This window comes from Geminicoccus sp., assembly GCF_036263595.1.
Lineage (GTDB): Bacteria > Pseudomonadota > Alphaproteobacteria > Geminicoccales > Geminicoccaceae > Geminicoccus.
In genome coordinates, this window is the sequence record NZ_DATAGQ010000025.1 from 13,447 (window position 1) to 28,900 (window position 15,454).

General features: G+C 66.2%; 18 protein-coding genes. 7 read left to right on the forward strand and 11 right to left on the reverse strand.

Annotation, left to right across the window (positions count from 1 at the left end; all coding sequences use genetic code 11):
* The first annotated feature begins 11 nt into the window (after positions 1–11).
* From VHL31_RS01685 to VHL31_RS01705, 5 genes are all read left to right on the forward strand, one after another.
* Entirely contained in the window at positions 12–737 is a 726-nt protein-coding gene (locus VHL31_RS01685; protein ID WP_414653624.1) for a MotA/TolQ/ExbB proton channel family protein, read from the forward strand.
* On the forward strand, positions 738–1,181 hold the full coding sequence (locus VHL31_RS01690; protein ID WP_329659466.1) for a biopolymer transporter ExbD: 444 nt from the start codon (positions 738–740) through the stop codon (positions 1,179–1,181).
* A gap of 10 nt (positions 1,182–1,191) precedes the next feature.
* Positions 1,192–2,139, forward strand: a complete 948-nt coding sequence (locus VHL31_RS01695; protein WP_329659467.1) for a TonB family protein — start codon at positions 1,192–1,194, stop codon at positions 2,137–2,139.
* A gap of 97 nt (positions 2,140–2,236) precedes the next feature.
* Complete coding sequence (locus VHL31_RS01700) at positions 2,237–2,662, forward strand: ester cyclase (protein ID WP_329659468.1); 426 nt, start codon at positions 2,237–2,239, stop codon at positions 2,660–2,662.
* A gap of 166 nt (positions 2,663–2,828) precedes the next feature.
* Entirely contained in the window at positions 2,829–3,254 is a 426-nt protein-coding gene (locus VHL31_RS01705; RefSeq protein ID WP_329659469.1) for an ester cyclase, read from the forward strand.
* 34 nt (positions 3,255–3,288) lie between these two features.
* Here the strand turns inward: VHL31_RS01705 and VHL31_RS01710 are convergent, their stop codons facing one another.
* From VHL31_RS01710 to VHL31_RS01720, 3 genes are all read right to left on the reverse strand, one after another.
* Positions 3,289–4,350 (reverse strand): polysaccharide lyase, encoded by a 1,062-nt coding sequence (locus VHL31_RS01710; protein WP_329659470.1) that lies wholly within the window; start codon positions 4,348–4,350, stop codon positions 3,289–3,291.
* Positions 4,351–5,109: 759 nt separating this feature from the next.
* Positions 5,110–5,268 (reverse strand): YqaE/Pmp3 family membrane protein, encoded by a 159-nt coding sequence (locus tag VHL31_RS01715; protein WP_349262336.1) that lies wholly within the window; start codon positions 5,266–5,268, stop codon positions 5,110–5,112.
* Between the two features lie 83 nt (positions 5,269–5,351).
* On the reverse strand, positions 5,352–5,501 hold the full coding sequence (locus VHL31_RS01720; protein ID WP_329659471.1) for an entericidin A/B family lipoprotein: 150 nt from the start codon (positions 5,499–5,501) through the stop codon (positions 5,352–5,354).
* 262 nt (positions 5,502–5,763) lie between these two features.
* Here VHL31_RS01720 and VHL31_RS01725 point away from each other — a divergent pair, with 262 nt between their 5' ends.
* Both VHL31_RS01725 and VHL31_RS01730 read left to right on the forward strand, forming a co-directional pair.
* Positions 5,764–6,192, forward strand: a complete 429-nt coding sequence (locus VHL31_RS01725; RefSeq protein WP_349262337.1) for a YciI family protein — start codon at positions 5,764–5,766, stop codon at positions 6,190–6,192.
* A gap of 45 nt (positions 6,193–6,237) precedes the next feature.
* A complete protein-coding gene (locus tag VHL31_RS01730; protein WP_329659473.1) occupies positions 6,238–7,524 on the forward strand; it encodes an RNA polymerase sigma factor in 1,287 nt (428 codons plus the stop codon).
* Here VHL31_RS01730 and ccoS read toward each other — a convergent pair.
* Genes ccoS through ccoN form a run of 8 tightly spaced genes read right to left on the reverse strand, consistent with a single transcriptional unit; the run spans position 7,515 to position 15,308 of the window.
* Positions 7,515–7,691: a cbb3-type cytochrome oxidase assembly protein CcoS gene (gene ccoS, locus VHL31_RS01735; protein WP_329659474.1), complete on the reverse strand. Its 177-nt coding sequence runs from the start codon at positions 7,689–7,691 to the stop codon at positions 7,515–7,517. The two genes, VHL31_RS01730 and ccoS, sit on opposite strands and share 10 nt — an antisense overlap.
* On the reverse strand, positions 7,688–9,925 hold the full coding sequence (locus tag VHL31_RS01740; RefSeq protein WP_329659475.1) for a heavy metal translocating P-type ATPase: 2,238 nt from the start codon (positions 9,923–9,925) through the stop codon (positions 7,688–7,690). Before VHL31_RS01740 ends, ccoS begins: the two co-directional genes overlap by 4 nt.
* On the reverse strand, positions 9,922–10,473 hold the full coding sequence (locus VHL31_RS01745; RefSeq protein WP_329659476.1) for a FixH family protein: 552 nt from the start codon (positions 10,471–10,473) through the stop codon (positions 9,922–9,924). The genes VHL31_RS01740 and VHL31_RS01745 overlap by 4 nt, the downstream gene beginning before the upstream one ends.
* A complete protein-coding gene (gene ccoG / locus VHL31_RS01750; RefSeq protein ID WP_329659477.1) occupies positions 10,470–11,969 on the reverse strand; it encodes a cytochrome c oxidase accessory protein CcoG in 1,500 nt (499 codons plus the stop codon). The genes VHL31_RS01745 and ccoG overlap by 4 nt, the downstream gene beginning before the upstream one ends.
* Before the next feature lie 15 nt (positions 11,970–11,984).
* Positions 11,985–12,914 carry a cytochrome-c oxidase, cbb3-type subunit III gene (gene ccoP, locus VHL31_RS01755; RefSeq protein WP_329659478.1) on the reverse strand — a complete coding sequence of 310 codons (930 nt, stop codon included), beginning with the start codon at positions 12,912–12,914 and terminating at the stop codon, positions 11,985–11,987.
* Complete coding sequence (locus tag VHL31_RS01760) at positions 12,911–13,069, reverse strand: cbb3-type cytochrome c oxidase subunit 3 (protein ID WP_329659479.1); 159 nt, start codon at positions 13,067–13,069, stop codon at positions 12,911–12,913. The genes ccoP and VHL31_RS01760 overlap by 4 nt, the downstream gene beginning before the upstream one ends.
* 19 nt (positions 13,070–13,088) lie before the next feature.
* Positions 13,089–13,817, reverse strand: coding sequence for a cytochrome-c oxidase, cbb3-type subunit II (gene ccoO / locus VHL31_RS01765; RefSeq protein WP_329659480.1), 729 nt, complete (start codon positions 13,815–13,817; stop codon positions 13,089–13,091).
* Positions 13,818–13,832: 15 nt separating this feature from the next.
* Positions 13,833–15,308 (reverse strand): cytochrome-c oxidase, cbb3-type subunit I, encoded by a 1,476-nt coding sequence (ccoN, locus tag VHL31_RS01770; protein WP_329659481.1) that lies wholly within the window; start codon positions 15,306–15,308, stop codon positions 13,833–13,835.
* Positions 15,309–15,454: the final 146 nt, after the last annotated feature.

Consider the following 15,454-nt stretch of genomic DNA (forward strand, 5'->3'; position numbering starts at 1 on the left):
CTTCGGGCAACATCGACCCGGCGGCTCAGGCAGGACTTCCCGCCGAGGCTGTCACGGGCCATGCGGCACCGGATCTTTCGCCACTCTCCCTGTTCCTGCAGGCCGATCCGGTGGTGCAGGGCGTAATGATCCTGCTGGTGCTGGCCTCCGTCGCCTGCTGGGCGATCCTGATCGACAAGCTGTTCCGGATCGGTGCCCTGCGCCGCCAGGCGATCCGGCTGGAGCGGCATGCGGCACGCGGCGATGCCGCGGCACGGCCGGTCGGGAAGCTGGGGCCCATGGCCTCCAGCATGCTCGATGTCGGCCTGGCCGAGTGGCGCGAGCACGATCCCCGTGAGAGCCGGGCGGAATGGCGTACCCGAATCGAGCAGTCGATGCGCGAGGCGGCGGCGGATCACCTGCGCCAGGCCGAGCCGGGGCTGCCCATGCTCGCCACGATCGGCTCCATCTCTCCCTTCGTCGGCCTGCTGGGTACGGTCTGGGGCATCATGCACAGCTTTGCAGGCATCGCGGCCTCCAACGATACGAGCCTCGCGGTCGTGGCTCCCGGCATTGCCGAGGCATTGTTCGCCACGGCCATCGGCCTAATTGCCGCCATTCCGGCGGTCATGGCCTACAACAAGCTGACGACGGACCTGGGCCGGCTCGGCCAGCGGCTCGACCGCACGATCGCGAAGATCGGTGGCGAATTGACCCGCGAGCGGCACAACGCCGCCATGCTGCAGGCGGCCGAATAGATGGCGATCACGCCCGCCGGCGGCGGGGGCAGCGGCGGCTATCGTCCCCTGGCAGAGATCAACGTGACGCCGCTCGTCGACGTCATGCTGGTGCTGCTGATCGTGTTCATGGTGGCGGCACCGCTCATGATGGCGGGCGTGCCGGTGGATCTGCCCAAGACCGATGCGAAGCGGCTGGGCGAGCCCCAGGAGCCGCTGATCGTCAGCATCGACCGGACGGGTGCCGTGTTCGTCGGCGAGGACGATGTGCCGACGACCGAGCTTGGCCAGCGGCTCCAGGCGCTGGCGGGGGAAGATCCCGAGCGGATCATCTATGTGCGTGGCGACCGGTCGATCGCCTATGGCGAAGTGATGCGCCTGATGGGCACCATCTCGGGTGCAGGCTTCGCCAAGGTCCTGCTGATCGCGGAAGCCGCACCCACGGCCGCCGTCCAGGCGCGCTGAAGGAAGGGCGATGCAGGCAGCCCACCCCTGGGCCGTCGGTGGCTCGATCATGGCTCATGCGCTGGTAGGCGCCTGGCTCTGGCTGGCCCCGGAACCCGATCAGGCCGGCGCGGTGGCCATCGGCACCGGTGGACTGGCGGTGGCCATGGGTCCGGCCGGAAGCACGGCGGGTGCCACGGCGCCGACCGAACTGCCGACGGCCGACGCGATCGACGTCATCGAGGACGTCGCGACCGTCGAGGAAGAAGCACCAGCCGTCGAGGAGGCACCGGCGCCGGTGGAGGAGATGTCCGTCGTCGAGGCCGAGGAAGTTCCGGTGGATGCGGTGCCGAGCGAGACGGTGCCGCCGACCGAAGCCGCCGAAGCCGAGCCACCGCCTCCCGATGCGGTGCCGACGCAAGAAGTAGCAGCCGTCGAGCCGCCGGAGCCGGTGCAGGTAGAGGAAGTCGTGGCGGCCGAGCCCGTGGAGGCGCGTCCGGTCGCGCAGACGCCTCCTCCGCCGGCGCGCCGTCCTCCCAGGCCCCGTCCCCCGCGCCCGGAGCCGGTGGCCGAGCAGGAGGTTGCGAAGGCCGCACCGCCGCCGCCAGGTACGGGGAGCGGGTCCACCGGCAATACAGCGGCACCCGATGCCGGCAGCGGCGATGCCAGCCAGGGCGGCGGACAGGTCGGCGACTTGCAGAACTATTTCGCGCTCCTCTCGGCTTGGCTGGAGCGCCACAAGGAGTACCCGAGGCTCGCGCGCTCGCGCGGTCAGGAGGGAACGGTCCTGCTGCGCTTCACGATCGACCGGTCCGGCCGGCTGCTGGGCTGGAAGATCGTGGAAGGCTCGGGCTACGCCATCCTGGACCGCGAGGTCGGCACGATGCTGGAACGTGCCCAGCCTATGCCGGCCATGCCCGAGGAGGTCAGGATGGCGCGCCTGGACGTGACGGTACCGATCCGCTTCGGGCTGCGCTGACAGTAACCGCCAAGTATAATTCCCGCGTCAAACCTCATGGTCTCGCGTATATCGTAGGCAACCGGTCAGCCATTGCGCTGCGGAAGGGGAGGACGACATGCTGGCGACGCTGGAAACCTGGGCACGGCGCGTATGGGTCGAGCGGGACCTTTCCGCGGTCGACGAACTGCGATCTCCGGATGCCTGTTCCCATGGGCTGGGCATGCAGGCCCTGCTGGGGCCCGAGCAGTTCAAGGCGTTCCACCGCAGCCTGTGCACGCTACTGCGCGACACGAACCTCGTGATCGACCATCACATGCAGAAGGACGATTGGCTGGCGACGCTGTGCACCTTCACCGGACGGGCCGCCGATGGACGCGAGGTTGCCATGAACGGCGCGATCCATGTCCGCATCGTCGACGGGAAGATCGTGGAAGCCTACAACCACTTCGACTTCCTGGGCCTGTTCGTCCAGCTGGGACTGCTGCCGCCCGATACCTTCAGCCGTTGCATGAACGGCGAGCCGGTCATGGGTCATTCCTGAGGCACGGGCCTTCGCTGCCGTCCTGCACAGTAAAACCATGGCTCGCTTCAGATGAGGATGGACAAGAACATATTGCCCATCTGTGAACCGGTGCCAATTCAGACCGAACAGTTTATGCTGAACCCGAACCGTGGCACGGAACAGCCGCAGTCGAGGGAGGAACGGCATGCTGGACACGCTGGAAACCTGGGCACATCGGGTATGGGTCGAACGTGATCCCGCCGCCATCGACGAGATGTGCACGTCCGAGAGCTGCTGGCATGGCCTGGGCCGGCAACCGCTGGTGGGTGCGGAGGCGTACAAGGCCTTTCACCAGCATCTTTGTCGGCTGCTCCAGGAGACCCGGCTCGAGGTGAACCATTATGTCGAGCAGGACGGGTGGATGGCGGCGCTATGCACCTTTACCGGGCGGATGTCGGACGGGCGGCAGGCGACCGCGAAAGGTGCCATCCATGCCCGTGTCGCCGATGGGAAGGTCCTGGAAGCCTACAACTATTTCGACTTCCTGGGCTTCTTCATGCAGCTGGGCCTGCTCCCGCCGGACACCCTGGATCGCTGCATGAAGGGCGAGCCTGTCGGAACGCAGGGCTGACGGCGGCGGATGGCCGCCGCCAGCATGCTTCAGCTCACTTCAGGAACAGGCCGAAGCTGCGCAGCGCGATCACGTGGTTCAGGGACCAGGGACCGGAGCCCGGAAGGTTGCCGCCCTGCTGGATCGAGAGGAAGATGCCGCTGACCTTCTTGGCACTGCTGGTTCGCGGCATCAGCGGATAGAGCTCGGACCGGCCGTTATTGTCCGCGTCGAATGAAAACATGTCCTTCTTGCTGAACGACTGCAGCAGGGCATTGTCGCTCTTGCGGTACAGCCAGACCTTGCTGGTGGCACCGGAATACTCGTTCTTGGACGAGTCGTAGTTCGTGTTCAGGTTGATCTCGTGCTCGAACCTGTACCAGACCCCGCGCTTGATGACCTGCAACGCTCCCTTCGGGTCCTGGGCGTGCATCTCGGTGAGGAACTCGTTGTTCGAGCTGCTTCCGTCCGACGAGCAGTTGTAGCCGAACATATCGTTCTTGAAATTGTTCATCAGCTTGGTCGTGGCGACTTCCGACGACCCGCCGGCATCGGTGAATCCCAGCCGCGTGGAGAAGGTGGCACCCGTGTTCTTCAGGCGGTTGCGCCCCTGACACAGATGGTCGTTGGGCGGGCTCGTCCTTGGCGGCGTGTTGGTCAGGCCCGGTAGCTTGCCGTCCACCTTCTTGAAGTCGAAGTTGCTGGAAAACATCACCTCATAGGTGAGGCAGGCATACTGTCCAAGGCTGCTGTTCATCTTGGCCGTGTCGAGGATGGCCCAGCCACTGTGGTGCCCGAGCGACGACACGTTGATCCGCCCGCTGGGGATACCCAGGCAGATCGCCGACTCCTTGCCGTCGACGACGCACTCGGAAAGGTTCTTCCGGTTGAGCCAGGTCGGGATGCCCCAGCTCGTGCTGGCCGAGGGAACCCAGGAACCAGCCAACTTTCGCCCGTACCCGCTGGACGTGCTGGTGCCGAAGATATTCTTCCAGTGGTCGTCGAAGTAGGACTGGTAGATCAGGTCGCCCGACGAGTTCCTGGCATAGTTGAGCGACACGATGTTGCCCGACGTCTTCCGTTTGCTCAACGGCAGGTGGCTCAGCACCGTCGACACGCTCGGCTCCTTGGTTTCCCAAAACTTGTTGCCGGTCTGATACTTGCCACCGCAGTAGCCTAAGTGGGTAGCAGATGCCGGCGATGAAATCATTGACCCTGAAAATACGGCAAGCGCCATCGTTACCGCGAACGCAGTTGAACGCATCGACATCACTGTTGACCTTCCCCAGTCAGAGAAGACATTACGCTTCGTTAAGCTAATGCCCCGGATCAACCACGCCTTTACGGCAGTGGCGTTGCCAGTGGGGATAGTCAAAGTGGTAGGCCAATTGTCAGTTGCGCAAAATAGCGCACCATTACTGCGGAAAACTTTTATTTTTCCGGATTCCCTATAGCATCAAATAACCATGAAATTTTATACATTCTTTAACTGTAAAACGTGCCCAGGCGCAGAGTCGGGATAAGCCCAGGATATATCAGTGATATTGGCGGGAACGGATCGCCAGGGACGGACGTCTACCGGAGGCTGAGGGCACCAATCTGGCCGTTTGGCAGCCTCGTGGGAGGTTCCACCTGGCCTTCGTCATCACGCTGGTTTTGGTTGGCCAGTCGATTTTTGTGGCGGATTGGCCACAGCCAAAAATGGCCATCCCCGCGCTGTCGACCAGGACGAAGGCGTCCCAACCTGTCCGGCTGTTCATGATCACGAGCAGCCGAGTCAGGAGCCTGTACATTTCCCGTTACCGGGTCGGCCTTGCGGCGCCACCAGCGCAGGATGGGGAACGACCGGCCGCCGGAAAACCGGCCGCCGGCGAGTTCACCGCTTCAGGATGATGTAGATCGCGTGGATGATGCCCGGGATGTAGCCGAGCAGGGTCAACAGGATGTTGAGCCAGAACTGCAGGCCGATGCCGACCTGCAGGAAGACGCCGAGTGGCGGAAGAAGAATGGCGATCAGGATGCGCACTACGTCCAATTCGGTCTCCTATCGTCCATCGGGTGCGAGCGAGGACGATGCAGTGTAGTGAAGGAACCCGGCGTCCGTGGCTCGTCGCCTTCTCAGTCCTCGGCGTCGTCGGCCGCGTCTGACATCGCGTCGCCGCCTTCAGAGAGATCCTCGCCAGCACCGCCCAACGTGTTGCAGGCAGAAAGCGTGAGGCTGCCGGAAGCCAGCAGAGCGAGTGCCAACAGCAAGCGCAGGGTGGACATGAACTCTCTCCAATGAATGCGGATCGACAGGGTAGTAGCGGATGAACCGATAGACGGTTCCCGTGCTGTCCATTGCTGACCGTCTCGGCTTCCGTTCGGGCCTCAGGGGCAAGCCGCCACCAGGGCGGCCGATGGCGCAGGCGACATTTTTCTTCCGACGCCTGTCGATCCGGCGGGCCGTTCTTCGTCGTGACGAAGAGGAGGAACATGGCCGCCGCGGATGCCGCCATTGCTTCCTTCACCTTATTCAGGAGAAGAGATGATGCGGTTCATGATGCTGATGATCCCGAAGGGCTACGAGACGGCCGAGCCGGGCACCGTCCCGGATGTCGAGGCCGTCGCGGCCATGATGAGGTACAACGAGGAGTTGCAGAAGGCGGGCGTGCTGCTGGCCCTGGACGGCCTGCATCCGCCGTCGATGGGAGCAAGGGTCAGCTTTGCCGGCGGCAGGCCGAAGGTGACGGACGGCCCGTTCGCTGAAGCGAAGGAGGTCGTGGGCGGGTACTGGATGATCCAGGTATCGTCGCGCGACGAGGCGATCCAGTGGGCCTCGCGCTGCCCCGCCTCCGACAACGAGATCATCGAGGTCCGCCAGGTCCAGGAGATGTCCGACTTTCCTGCCGACGTGCAGGAGGCGGCGTCGGGGCTGCCGGGCATGCAGGACCAGGCAGGACAGCCGCGGCAGCGATAGGCTACCGTCGCCCGTTGCATCGCCGGGACCGCAATGCTCTGATCGGTGGCTGTGAAGGCCACCGACATCCAGCGCACCATCGAGGCCGTCTGGCGGATCGAGCAGGCCCGGCTGATCGCCGGGCTCATGCGGCTCGTGCGCGATGTCGGCCTCGCCGAGGAACTGGCGCAGGAGGCGCTGGTCATGGCCCTCGAGCGCTGGCCGGCCACCGGCCTTCCCGAGCGCCCGGGTGCCTGGCTCATGGCCACGGCCAAGCATCGCGCGATCGACCTGTTCCGCAGTCGCTCCCTCCAGCACCGCAAGCATGCCGAGCTGGAGCGCGAGGTCGAGATCCTCCAGGAGATGGAGGGCATGGAAAGGGGCGAGGCCCTCGACGACGATATCGGCGACGACCTCCTTCGCCTCGTCTTCACGGCCTGCCATCCCGTGCTGCCGCCGGACGCACGAGTGGCCCTGACCCTGCGCCTGCTCTGCGGCCTCTCCACGGCAGAGATCGCTCGCGCGTTCCTGACAGCGGAGCCGACGATCGCGCAGCGGATCGTCCGGGCCAAGCGCACACTCAAGGAAGCGGGGGTGCCGTTTGAGACGCCACGAGGGTGGGATCGGACGGAGCGGCTCCAGTCAGTCCTGGAGGTCGTCTACCTCGTGTTCAATGAAGGCTATGCGGCCACGGCCGGCGAGGACTGGATGCGCCCTGCTTTGTGCGAGGAAGCGCTGCGCCTTGGCCGCATCTTGGTCGGCCTGGTGCCGGACGAGGCGGAGGCACACGGCCTCCTGGCGCTGATGGAGATCCAGGCATCGCGCGCCAAGGCACGGACCGGGCCTGACGGCGAGCCGATCCTGCTCCTGGAGCAGGACCGCTCACGCTGGGACCATCTGCTCATCCGGCGAGGGCTGACGGCCCTGGAACGTGCGGAGGCCCTGTCGAAGCGGCTGGGTACATACGGGCTTCAGGCCGCCATTGCGGCTTGCCATGCGCGGGCGCGGACGGCTGCCGAGACCGATTGGATCCGCATCGCGGCCCTGTACGCCGCCCTGGCGCAGCTGGCCCCCTCGCCGGTCGTGGAACTGAACCGCGCCGTCGCGGTCGCGATGGCGTTCGGGCCGGAGGCGGGACTGGCGCTGGTGGACGAGCTTGCCGCCGAGCCGATGCTGGAGGACTACCACCTCCTGCCGAGCGTCCGGGGCAACCTGCTCCAGCAGCTCGGGCGGCTCGCCGAGGCAGCAGCGGCCTTCGAGCAAGCGGCGGGCCTTGCCCGCAACGCGCGGGAACGCAAGCTGCTGCTGGACCGCGCGTCCGCCTGCGGGCAGGCACGGGATGGTCAGGCCTGAGGCTTGTTCCGGTCGGCCGGCGGCTCGTCGTCATCGTCGTCGAGGATGCGCCAGGCGGCTCCTTCCAGGTCCTCGTACTGGTTGCTGCGCAGGCACCAGATGAAGGCGATGACGCCGAGCCCGCCCAGGATCAGGGCGATCGGGATGAGGAAGCCGATGATGTTCATCGGCCCCGGCTTCTCGCCAGGCGCAGCGCGTTGCCGACGACCAGCAGCGACGAGCTGGACATGGTCACCGCGGCGATCAGCGGCGTCACCAGGCCCAACATGGCCAGCGGCACGGCCAGGACATTGTAGCCGATCGACATGACCATGTTCTGCTTCACGAGCCGCTCGGCCTGCCTCGCCACCGTCAGCAGCTCGACCACCGCACCCAGGCGCTGTCCCTGGAACACGGCATCGGCGGCCGTCTGGCTGATGTCGGCGGCCGTGGACGGCGAGGCCGAGACGTGGGCGGCGGCCAGCGCCGGCGCATCGTTCAGGCCATCGCCTACCATCAGCACATGCCGGCCGGCGCGCTTGAGGGCTTCGAGATGGGCGGTCTTGCCCGCGGGCATCACCGCGGCCCGCCAGGTCTCGATCCCGAGGTCCAGCGCCACCCCGGCCGCCACGTCCTCCCGATCACCCGACAGCAGTTCGACTTGGTAGCCCTGCTGGCGCAGCTTGCGGACGGTGGCGGCGGCATCGATGCGCAGCTGGTCCTCGAACCGGAAGACGACCGGCGGACGGCCCGGCCGGGCCAGCCAGATCTCGGGCAGCGGCGTATGCGGCGCCTGGTCTTCTTCGATACCACCCACCGCCCAGCTGCGCTGCCCCAGGCGCACCTCGCCCTCGGGCGTCTGCAGCACGAGGCCGCAGCCCGGGACCTCGCGCACGCCGGCCCGGAGTGGCATGTCGGGGCAGGCCGCGACCAATCCACGTGCCAGGACGTGGCGACTGCCGGCCGCCATGGCGGCCGCGAGCTCCAGCGCCTCGCGCGGCAGCTTGTCCCGGTCGACCAGCTCCGGCCGTCCGATGGTCAGGGTGCCGGTCTTGTCGAAGACCACCGTATCCACCGCGGCCAGGCGCTCCAGGGCCGTTGCGGACTTCAGGAGCACGCCGGCCCGCATCAGCCGGCCACTGGCGATCACCTGGACGGCTGGCACGGCCAGCCCCAGGGCGCAGGGGCAGGTGATGATGAGCACGGCCACCGCATGGAGGAGCCCGACCTGCCAGGACACGCCCATGACGAGCGTCCAGGCGAGAAAGGTCGCGAGCGCCAGGACATGGACCACCGGCGCGTAGAGCCGGGCCACCCGGTCGGCCAGTGCCACGTAGCGGCCGCGGCGCTGCTCGGCCATCTCCATGAGCCGGCCGATCTCGCTGAGCAGGGTCTGCTCGCCGACCGCCAGCGCCTCGACATGCAGCAGGCCGTCAAGGTTCAGGGTGCCGGCATAGACGCGGTCGCCCGTCCCTACCTGCGCCGGCATCGACTCGCCCGTCACCAGGCTGTTGTCGAGGCTGGACGCTCCCATGGCGACGCGACCGTCGACGCCGATCCGCTCGCCCGGTGCCACCAGGATCATGGCACCCGGCCGGACCTGATCGGCCGGCAGGGACGAGCGGGTGCCATCGGGGGCCAGCACGGTGACGGTGGCGGTCCGCAGCAGCATCAGGCGCTCGACCGCGGCGCGCGCATGGCCCCGTGCCCGGCTGTCCAGGTATCGGCCTACCAGGAGGAAGAAGAGGAGCGTCACCGCGCTGTCGAAATAGGCGTAGGGCGCGTGGCGGATGGTCTCCGACAGGCTCATCGCGCAGGCCAGCAGCACGCCCACCGAGATCGGCACGTCCATGTTGGTCGTGCCGGCACGCAGGGCGCGCCAGGCGGAGGTGAAGAACGGACGGCCGGCATAGGCCACGGTCGGCAGGGCGATCAGCGCGGAGAGCCAGTGCAGGAGGCCGCGCGTGCCGGGCCCCATGCCCATCGAATGCCCGGCCCAGACCGAGATCGACAGGATCATCACGTTGGAGGCGGCGAACCCGGCGATGGCCATGCAGCGGAGCAGGTCCTGCTCGCGCGCCAGGTCCTTGCCGGCCAGCCGCTCCGGGTCGAAGGCGACCGCCCGGTACCCCAGCTGCTCCAGGGCGGCATGGAGCGCCACGCCCTCGTCGCGTGCACCGGTCCAGGCGACGTGGAGCCGCCGGGTGGACAGGTTCAGCCTTGCCGACCGTACGCCGTCATAGCGCAGCAGCGTGCGCTCGATCCTGGAAATGCAGGCGCCGCAATGCGCCCCTTCCACCATCAGGTCGAGCGACCAGGATCCGTCCGGGTGCCGGCGAATGAACGGAAGGATGTCGTCGGGCCGGGTCGGCTGGATTTCGATCTGGCCGCCTGCGGTCAGCCCGGCGGTGATGACACTCATTGCACCAGCAGTCGTTCACGTCGTTGGTAGGAGGCGTCGTCGGTACGTGCGGCCAGATAGGCATCCCACAGGCCCGCTGCCGGAAAGTCCAGGTCAACCTGATACAGGCCGCTGCCGACGCGGGTGAGAAAGACGCGGAAGTCGCTTCCCTGCTGGGTCGGGCGGAACATGACCGCCTCGACCTGTGCACCGCTGATCGGCTGGCCCGCCGAATCCTGCAGGCGGAACGACAGCTTGCCCGCGGCCGGCTCGGCCTGAACGAATTCGACCTCTCCCGTCCAGCCAAGCTTCGCCTGCGCGCGCGCCTCTTCGAGCGTCTGGTTGTAGGTCAGGCCCCGCTCGTAGGCACCCTCCACCGCCATGCCGGTGAAGGTCTGCACGGCCGTCATGATCATGAAGCCGTTGACCAGGAACACGATCGCCGCGAAGGCAGCGAGTGCCGTGAGCGCGATGCGACGGCTGCGCTGCTCCTGGCGGGACGTGGCAGGACGGGCCTGGGCCGCCATGCGACCATGGTCGGGCATGGTGATCCCTCGGTGGGCGTTCATGAATGCCGACCCCGGAAGATGCTCTCGGTCCGGACGATCTCGTCCGTGTCGACGTTGCGCAGCACGAAGCCAATCTCCATCGACGGCTCGTGCACGACCGAGTGTGGCAGGATGACGAACAGGCGGACGGTGGTCACGCCATCCGGATCGGCGGTCACCACCGGCGGCAGGGCCCGGTCCTCGGTGTCGCCGATCAGTCGGTAGCGGGCCGGGAAGCCCACCACGCCCAGCTCGAACCGGCTCGCCGCATGCTCGGTGTTGCGGATCTTCAGGCTGTACCCGTTGCGGATGCTGCCGTCGGAAAGCTGCACGAACAGCGGTGCCGGGTCGTGCAGGGCGTCGACGCTGGCGTTCGAGCGGAGCGCGAACACGCCGGACATGAAGACGGCGACCGCCACGAACAGGCCCGCATAGACAGCCGTGCGTGGCCGCACCAGGCGCCACAGGCCGGGCTTGCCCGCCGCGTTGAGCTGCTGGTTGCGGGCGCTGTCCCACGAGATCAGGAAGGGCGGCCGGTCGACCTTGGCCATCACCTCGTTGCAGGCGTCGATGCAAAGGCCACAGCCGATGCAGTCGAGCTGCAGGCCCTTGCGGATGTCGACGCCGGTCGGGCAGACCATGAAGCACTGGTGGCAGTCGATGCAGTCGCCCCTGCCCTCCCAGCTCTCGCCGCGCTTGTGCGGGCCGCGCGGCTCGCCACGCCAGTCGCGATAGGTGACGGTCAGGCTGTCCTGGTCGAGCAGGCCGCCCTGGATGCGCGGCCAGGGGCACATGTTGTTGCAGACCGTTTCCCGTGCCCAGCCGGCGAGCAGGTAGGTGGTGAGCGTGAACAGGCCGAAGAAGAAATAGGTGACGCCGCCGGCCTGGCCGGTCGGCAACTGGCGAAGCAGGGTCGGCGCGTCGTTGAAGTACATCACGAACGCGCCGCCGGTCAGCATGGCGATGAGCAGCCAGACGGCATGCTTGGCAACCTTTAGGGCGATCTTCCCGGTCGAGTTGGGCTGGGCGTCGAGCTTCATCCGCTCGCGCCGGTCCCCCTCGATCCGCCGCTCCACCCACATGAACAGGTCGGTCCAGACCGTCTGCGGGCAGGCATAGCCGCACCAGATCCGGCCGAACAGGCTGGTCGCGAGGAACAATCCCAGGGCCGCCAGGATCAGCAGGCCGGTCGCATAGTAGATCTCCTGCGGCCAGATCTCGATCCCGAACAGGTAGATCCGCTGGCGGATGAAATCGAACAGCAGGGCCTGGTCCGGCGCATCCGGGCCCCGGTCCCATCGGATCCAGGGCAGGATGTAGTAGATGCCCAGCAGGACGCACAGTGCCGCCCACTTGATCGTGCGGAACTGCCCGCGCACGGAGCGCGGGTAGATCTTTCCGTTTGCGGAGGAAGGCTCCTTGCGCTTGCGCTTCGGGAGGACCCGCTCGGCGGCCGGATCGGCGAGATCCAGCCCCTGAGCGGCCTCACGCTGCGCCGCGATGCCTTGTGTCGCCATGATTCCAGGGGTCCGTTACTGACCGCCACCCAGGGAGTGGACGTAGAGCACCAGCATCTTGATGGTGGCGTCGTCCAGCCGCTCGCCAAAGGCCGGCATCACGCCCAGCTTCGGGCGGTAGATCTGGTTGAAGACGCTGTTGCGGTCGCCGCCATAAAGCCAGATCGCGTCGTTCAGCCTGGGGCCGCCCAGTTCCTGCAGTCCCGCGCCTCCCTCGCCATGGCAGGCTGCGCAGTTCTCCGCATAGAGCGTGGCACCGCGCTCGGCGGCCTCGGCACTGCGGCTGCGACCGGTCAGCGAGAGGACGTATTCCGTCACATCCTGGATCTGCTCGCGCGTCAGGATCTGATCGGCGCCGAAATTTGGCATGATGTTGTCGCGGGCCTCGTCGCCGCCATTACGGATGCCGTGGCGGATCGTGTACTCGATCTGCTCGGGCGTGCCGCCCCAGATCCAGTTGTCGTCGGCCAGTGACGGGAAGAAGCCCTGGCCGGCCCCACCCAGCGCATGGCACTGCGCGCAGTTGTTGTTGAAGGCGACCTGACCACCGCGCAGCGCGTAGTTCATCAGGCCCGGGTCCGACTGGATGCCGGCGAGCTCAGCAGCACCGATCGCGCCGACCAGCGGTGCCCTCGCCTCCTCGGCCCGCGCGACGTCCTCCGCCACGACCTCGCGCTGGTCATAGCCCAACACGCCGCGCCAAGTGCCGAACGGCGTCGGCCAGGATGGATACAGGACCATCCACAAGGCGGCGAACAGGATGGTCCCGATGAAGGTGAGCACCCACCAGCGCGGCGGCGGGTAGTCCAGTTCGCGGATCCCGTCCCATTCCAGATGCTCGAGACTGTCGCCGAACGCGATCTTGTCCTGGACGTCCTTGATCTCGCGGGTCGCCTGCATCCCCTCATGCGTGACGGGGCGGCCCGGGTCGAGACGGTCAGTCATGGCAGGGGCTCCCCATCGTCCTTGAACGGAATCTGCCCGTGCCGCTCCAGCTCGTCGCGGCGCTTGGGCCAGTAGATCCAGGCGACGCCGGCCACGAAGACGAGGAACAGCCAGAGCAGCCAGAGCGAGCGGATCCAGACATAAACTTCCGACATGGTCTTGGTCCTATCGACCTCATTGCGTCAGGTCCTCGATCCGCACGTCGGTGAAGTCCACCATCCGGCCGAGGATCTGCAGATAGGCCACCAGCGCGTCCATCTCGCTGACGTTGGCCGGGTTGCCGTCGAGGTTGCCAACGGCCGCTTTCGGGTAGCGCGCGAGGAAATCGGTCGTATCCGCATTCGGGTCGGACTGGGCCAGAAGGTCCGCACGCGCGCTCGTGATCATGTCGTCGCTGTAGGGGACGCCGACGGCCCGGTTGGCGCGCAGATGATCGGCGATGTCGTCCGGGTCGATCCGCTTGTCCAGGAGGAAGGCATAGCTCGGCATGACCGAGGCCGGGACGAGTGCCTGCGGGTCGACCAGATGCTCGACATGCCACTCGTTCGAGTAGCGCCCGCCGACCCGCGCCAGGTCCGGGCCGGTACGCTTGCTGCCCCACTGGAACGGGTGGTCGTACATGCTCTCGGCAGCCAGGCTGTAATGGCCGTAGCGCTCGACCTCGTCGCGCAGCGGCCGGATCTGCTGGCTGTGGCAGGCGTAGCAGCCCTCCCGGATATAGATGTTGCGGCCGGCCAGCTCGAGCGGGGTGTACGGACGCACGCCCTGCACCCGTTCAATGGTGTTCTCGATCGCGAACAACGGCACGATCTGCACGATGCCACCTACCGAGACGGTCAGCAGGATGAAGATCGCGAGGATGAAGGCCCGCTGCTCGGCGAACTGATGGAGACGGTAGAACATGACTGGATCGTCTCCTTACTCGGCCGCGACCGGCGGTGCGGCCAGGCTGGTGTCCCGTGACTCCTGGCGCACGTCGCCGCGGATCGTCCGCCAGAAATTGTAGGCCATGACGAGGCCGCCGATCAGGAAGAGCACCCCGCCCAGCGCGCGGATCACGTAGTAGGGATGCATCGCGGCGACGGTCTCGATGAACGAGTACTGCAGGAAGCCGAGCTGGTCGTAGGACCGCCACATCAGGCCCTGCATGATGCCGGAGACCCACATCGCGGTGATGTAGAGGACGATGCCGAGGGTCGCGATCCAGAAATGCACCTCGACCAGCCGGTTCGAGTAGAGCTGCTGGCGGCGCCAGAGCTTGGGCACCAGGAAGTAGAGGGCGCCGAAGGAGATGAAGGCGACCCAGCCAAGCGCACCTGAATGGACGTGGCCGACGGTCCAGTCGGTATAGTGGCTGAGCGAGTTGACCTGCCGGATACCCATGAGCGGGCCTTCCAGCGTGCTCATGCCGTAGAAGGCGACCGCCACGGCCATGAACCGGATGACCGGATCGGTGCGCAGCTTGTCCCAGGCACCTGACAGGGTCATCACGCCGTTCACCGCACTGCCCCAGGACGGCATCCAGAGCATGATCGTGAAGGTCATGCCGAGGACCTGGGTCCAGTCGGGGAGCGAGGTGTAGTGCAGGTGGTGCGGGCCCGCCCACATGTAGAGGAAGATCAGCGCCCAGAAATTGATGATGGAGAGCCGGTAGGACCAGATCGGGCGGTTCGCCTGCTTGGGCAGGAAGTAGTACATCATGCCCAGGAAGCCGGCCGTCAGGAAGAAGCCGACCGCGTTATGGCCGTACCACCACTGCGCCATCGCATCCTGCACGCCGGCAAAGGCTGAGTAGCTCTTGGCGCCGAAGAAGCTGACCGGCACCGCCATGTTGTTGACGAGGTGCAGGATGGCGATCGTGATGATGAAAGCCAGGTAGTACCAGTTGGCCACATAGATGTGCGGCTCGGTCCTCTTGAGGATCGTGCCGATGAAGACCGCCAGGTACACGACCCAGACGATCGTCAGCCACAGGTCCACATACCACTCGGGCTCCGCGTACTCCTTGCTCTGGGTGATGCCCAGAACATAGCCCGACGCCGCCAGCACGATGAAGAGCTGGTAGCCCCAGAACACGAAGTTCGCGAGATAGTCGCCGCCCCACAGCCGTGTCCGGCAGGTGCGCTGCACGACGTAGAGCGAGGTGCCGATCAGGGCATTGCCGCCGAACGCGAAGATCACGGCGGAGGTGTGGACCGGCCGCAACCGGCCGAACGTCGTCCATTCGCTGCCCAGGTTGAGCGCGGGATACGCCAGCTGGAACGCGATCAGCACACCCATTGAAAAGCCGACGATGCCCCAGAAGGTCGCTGCGATGACGAAGAGCCGAACGACGTCTTCATCGTAGCGGGAACCTATGGGACGATCCATGGGCGAGGCCAAGACAGTAGCCATAGTATAGTTCACCCGGTTCTCGGCAGCCCGATCTGCCACCTTGAGACTTTCAACATGAGAAAAGCAATAATATTCATGTCGGCAAGACGCTTATCTCACCACCTACGCAGAAGTATGTTGCATATTTGTTCAAGATAGGTATAGTC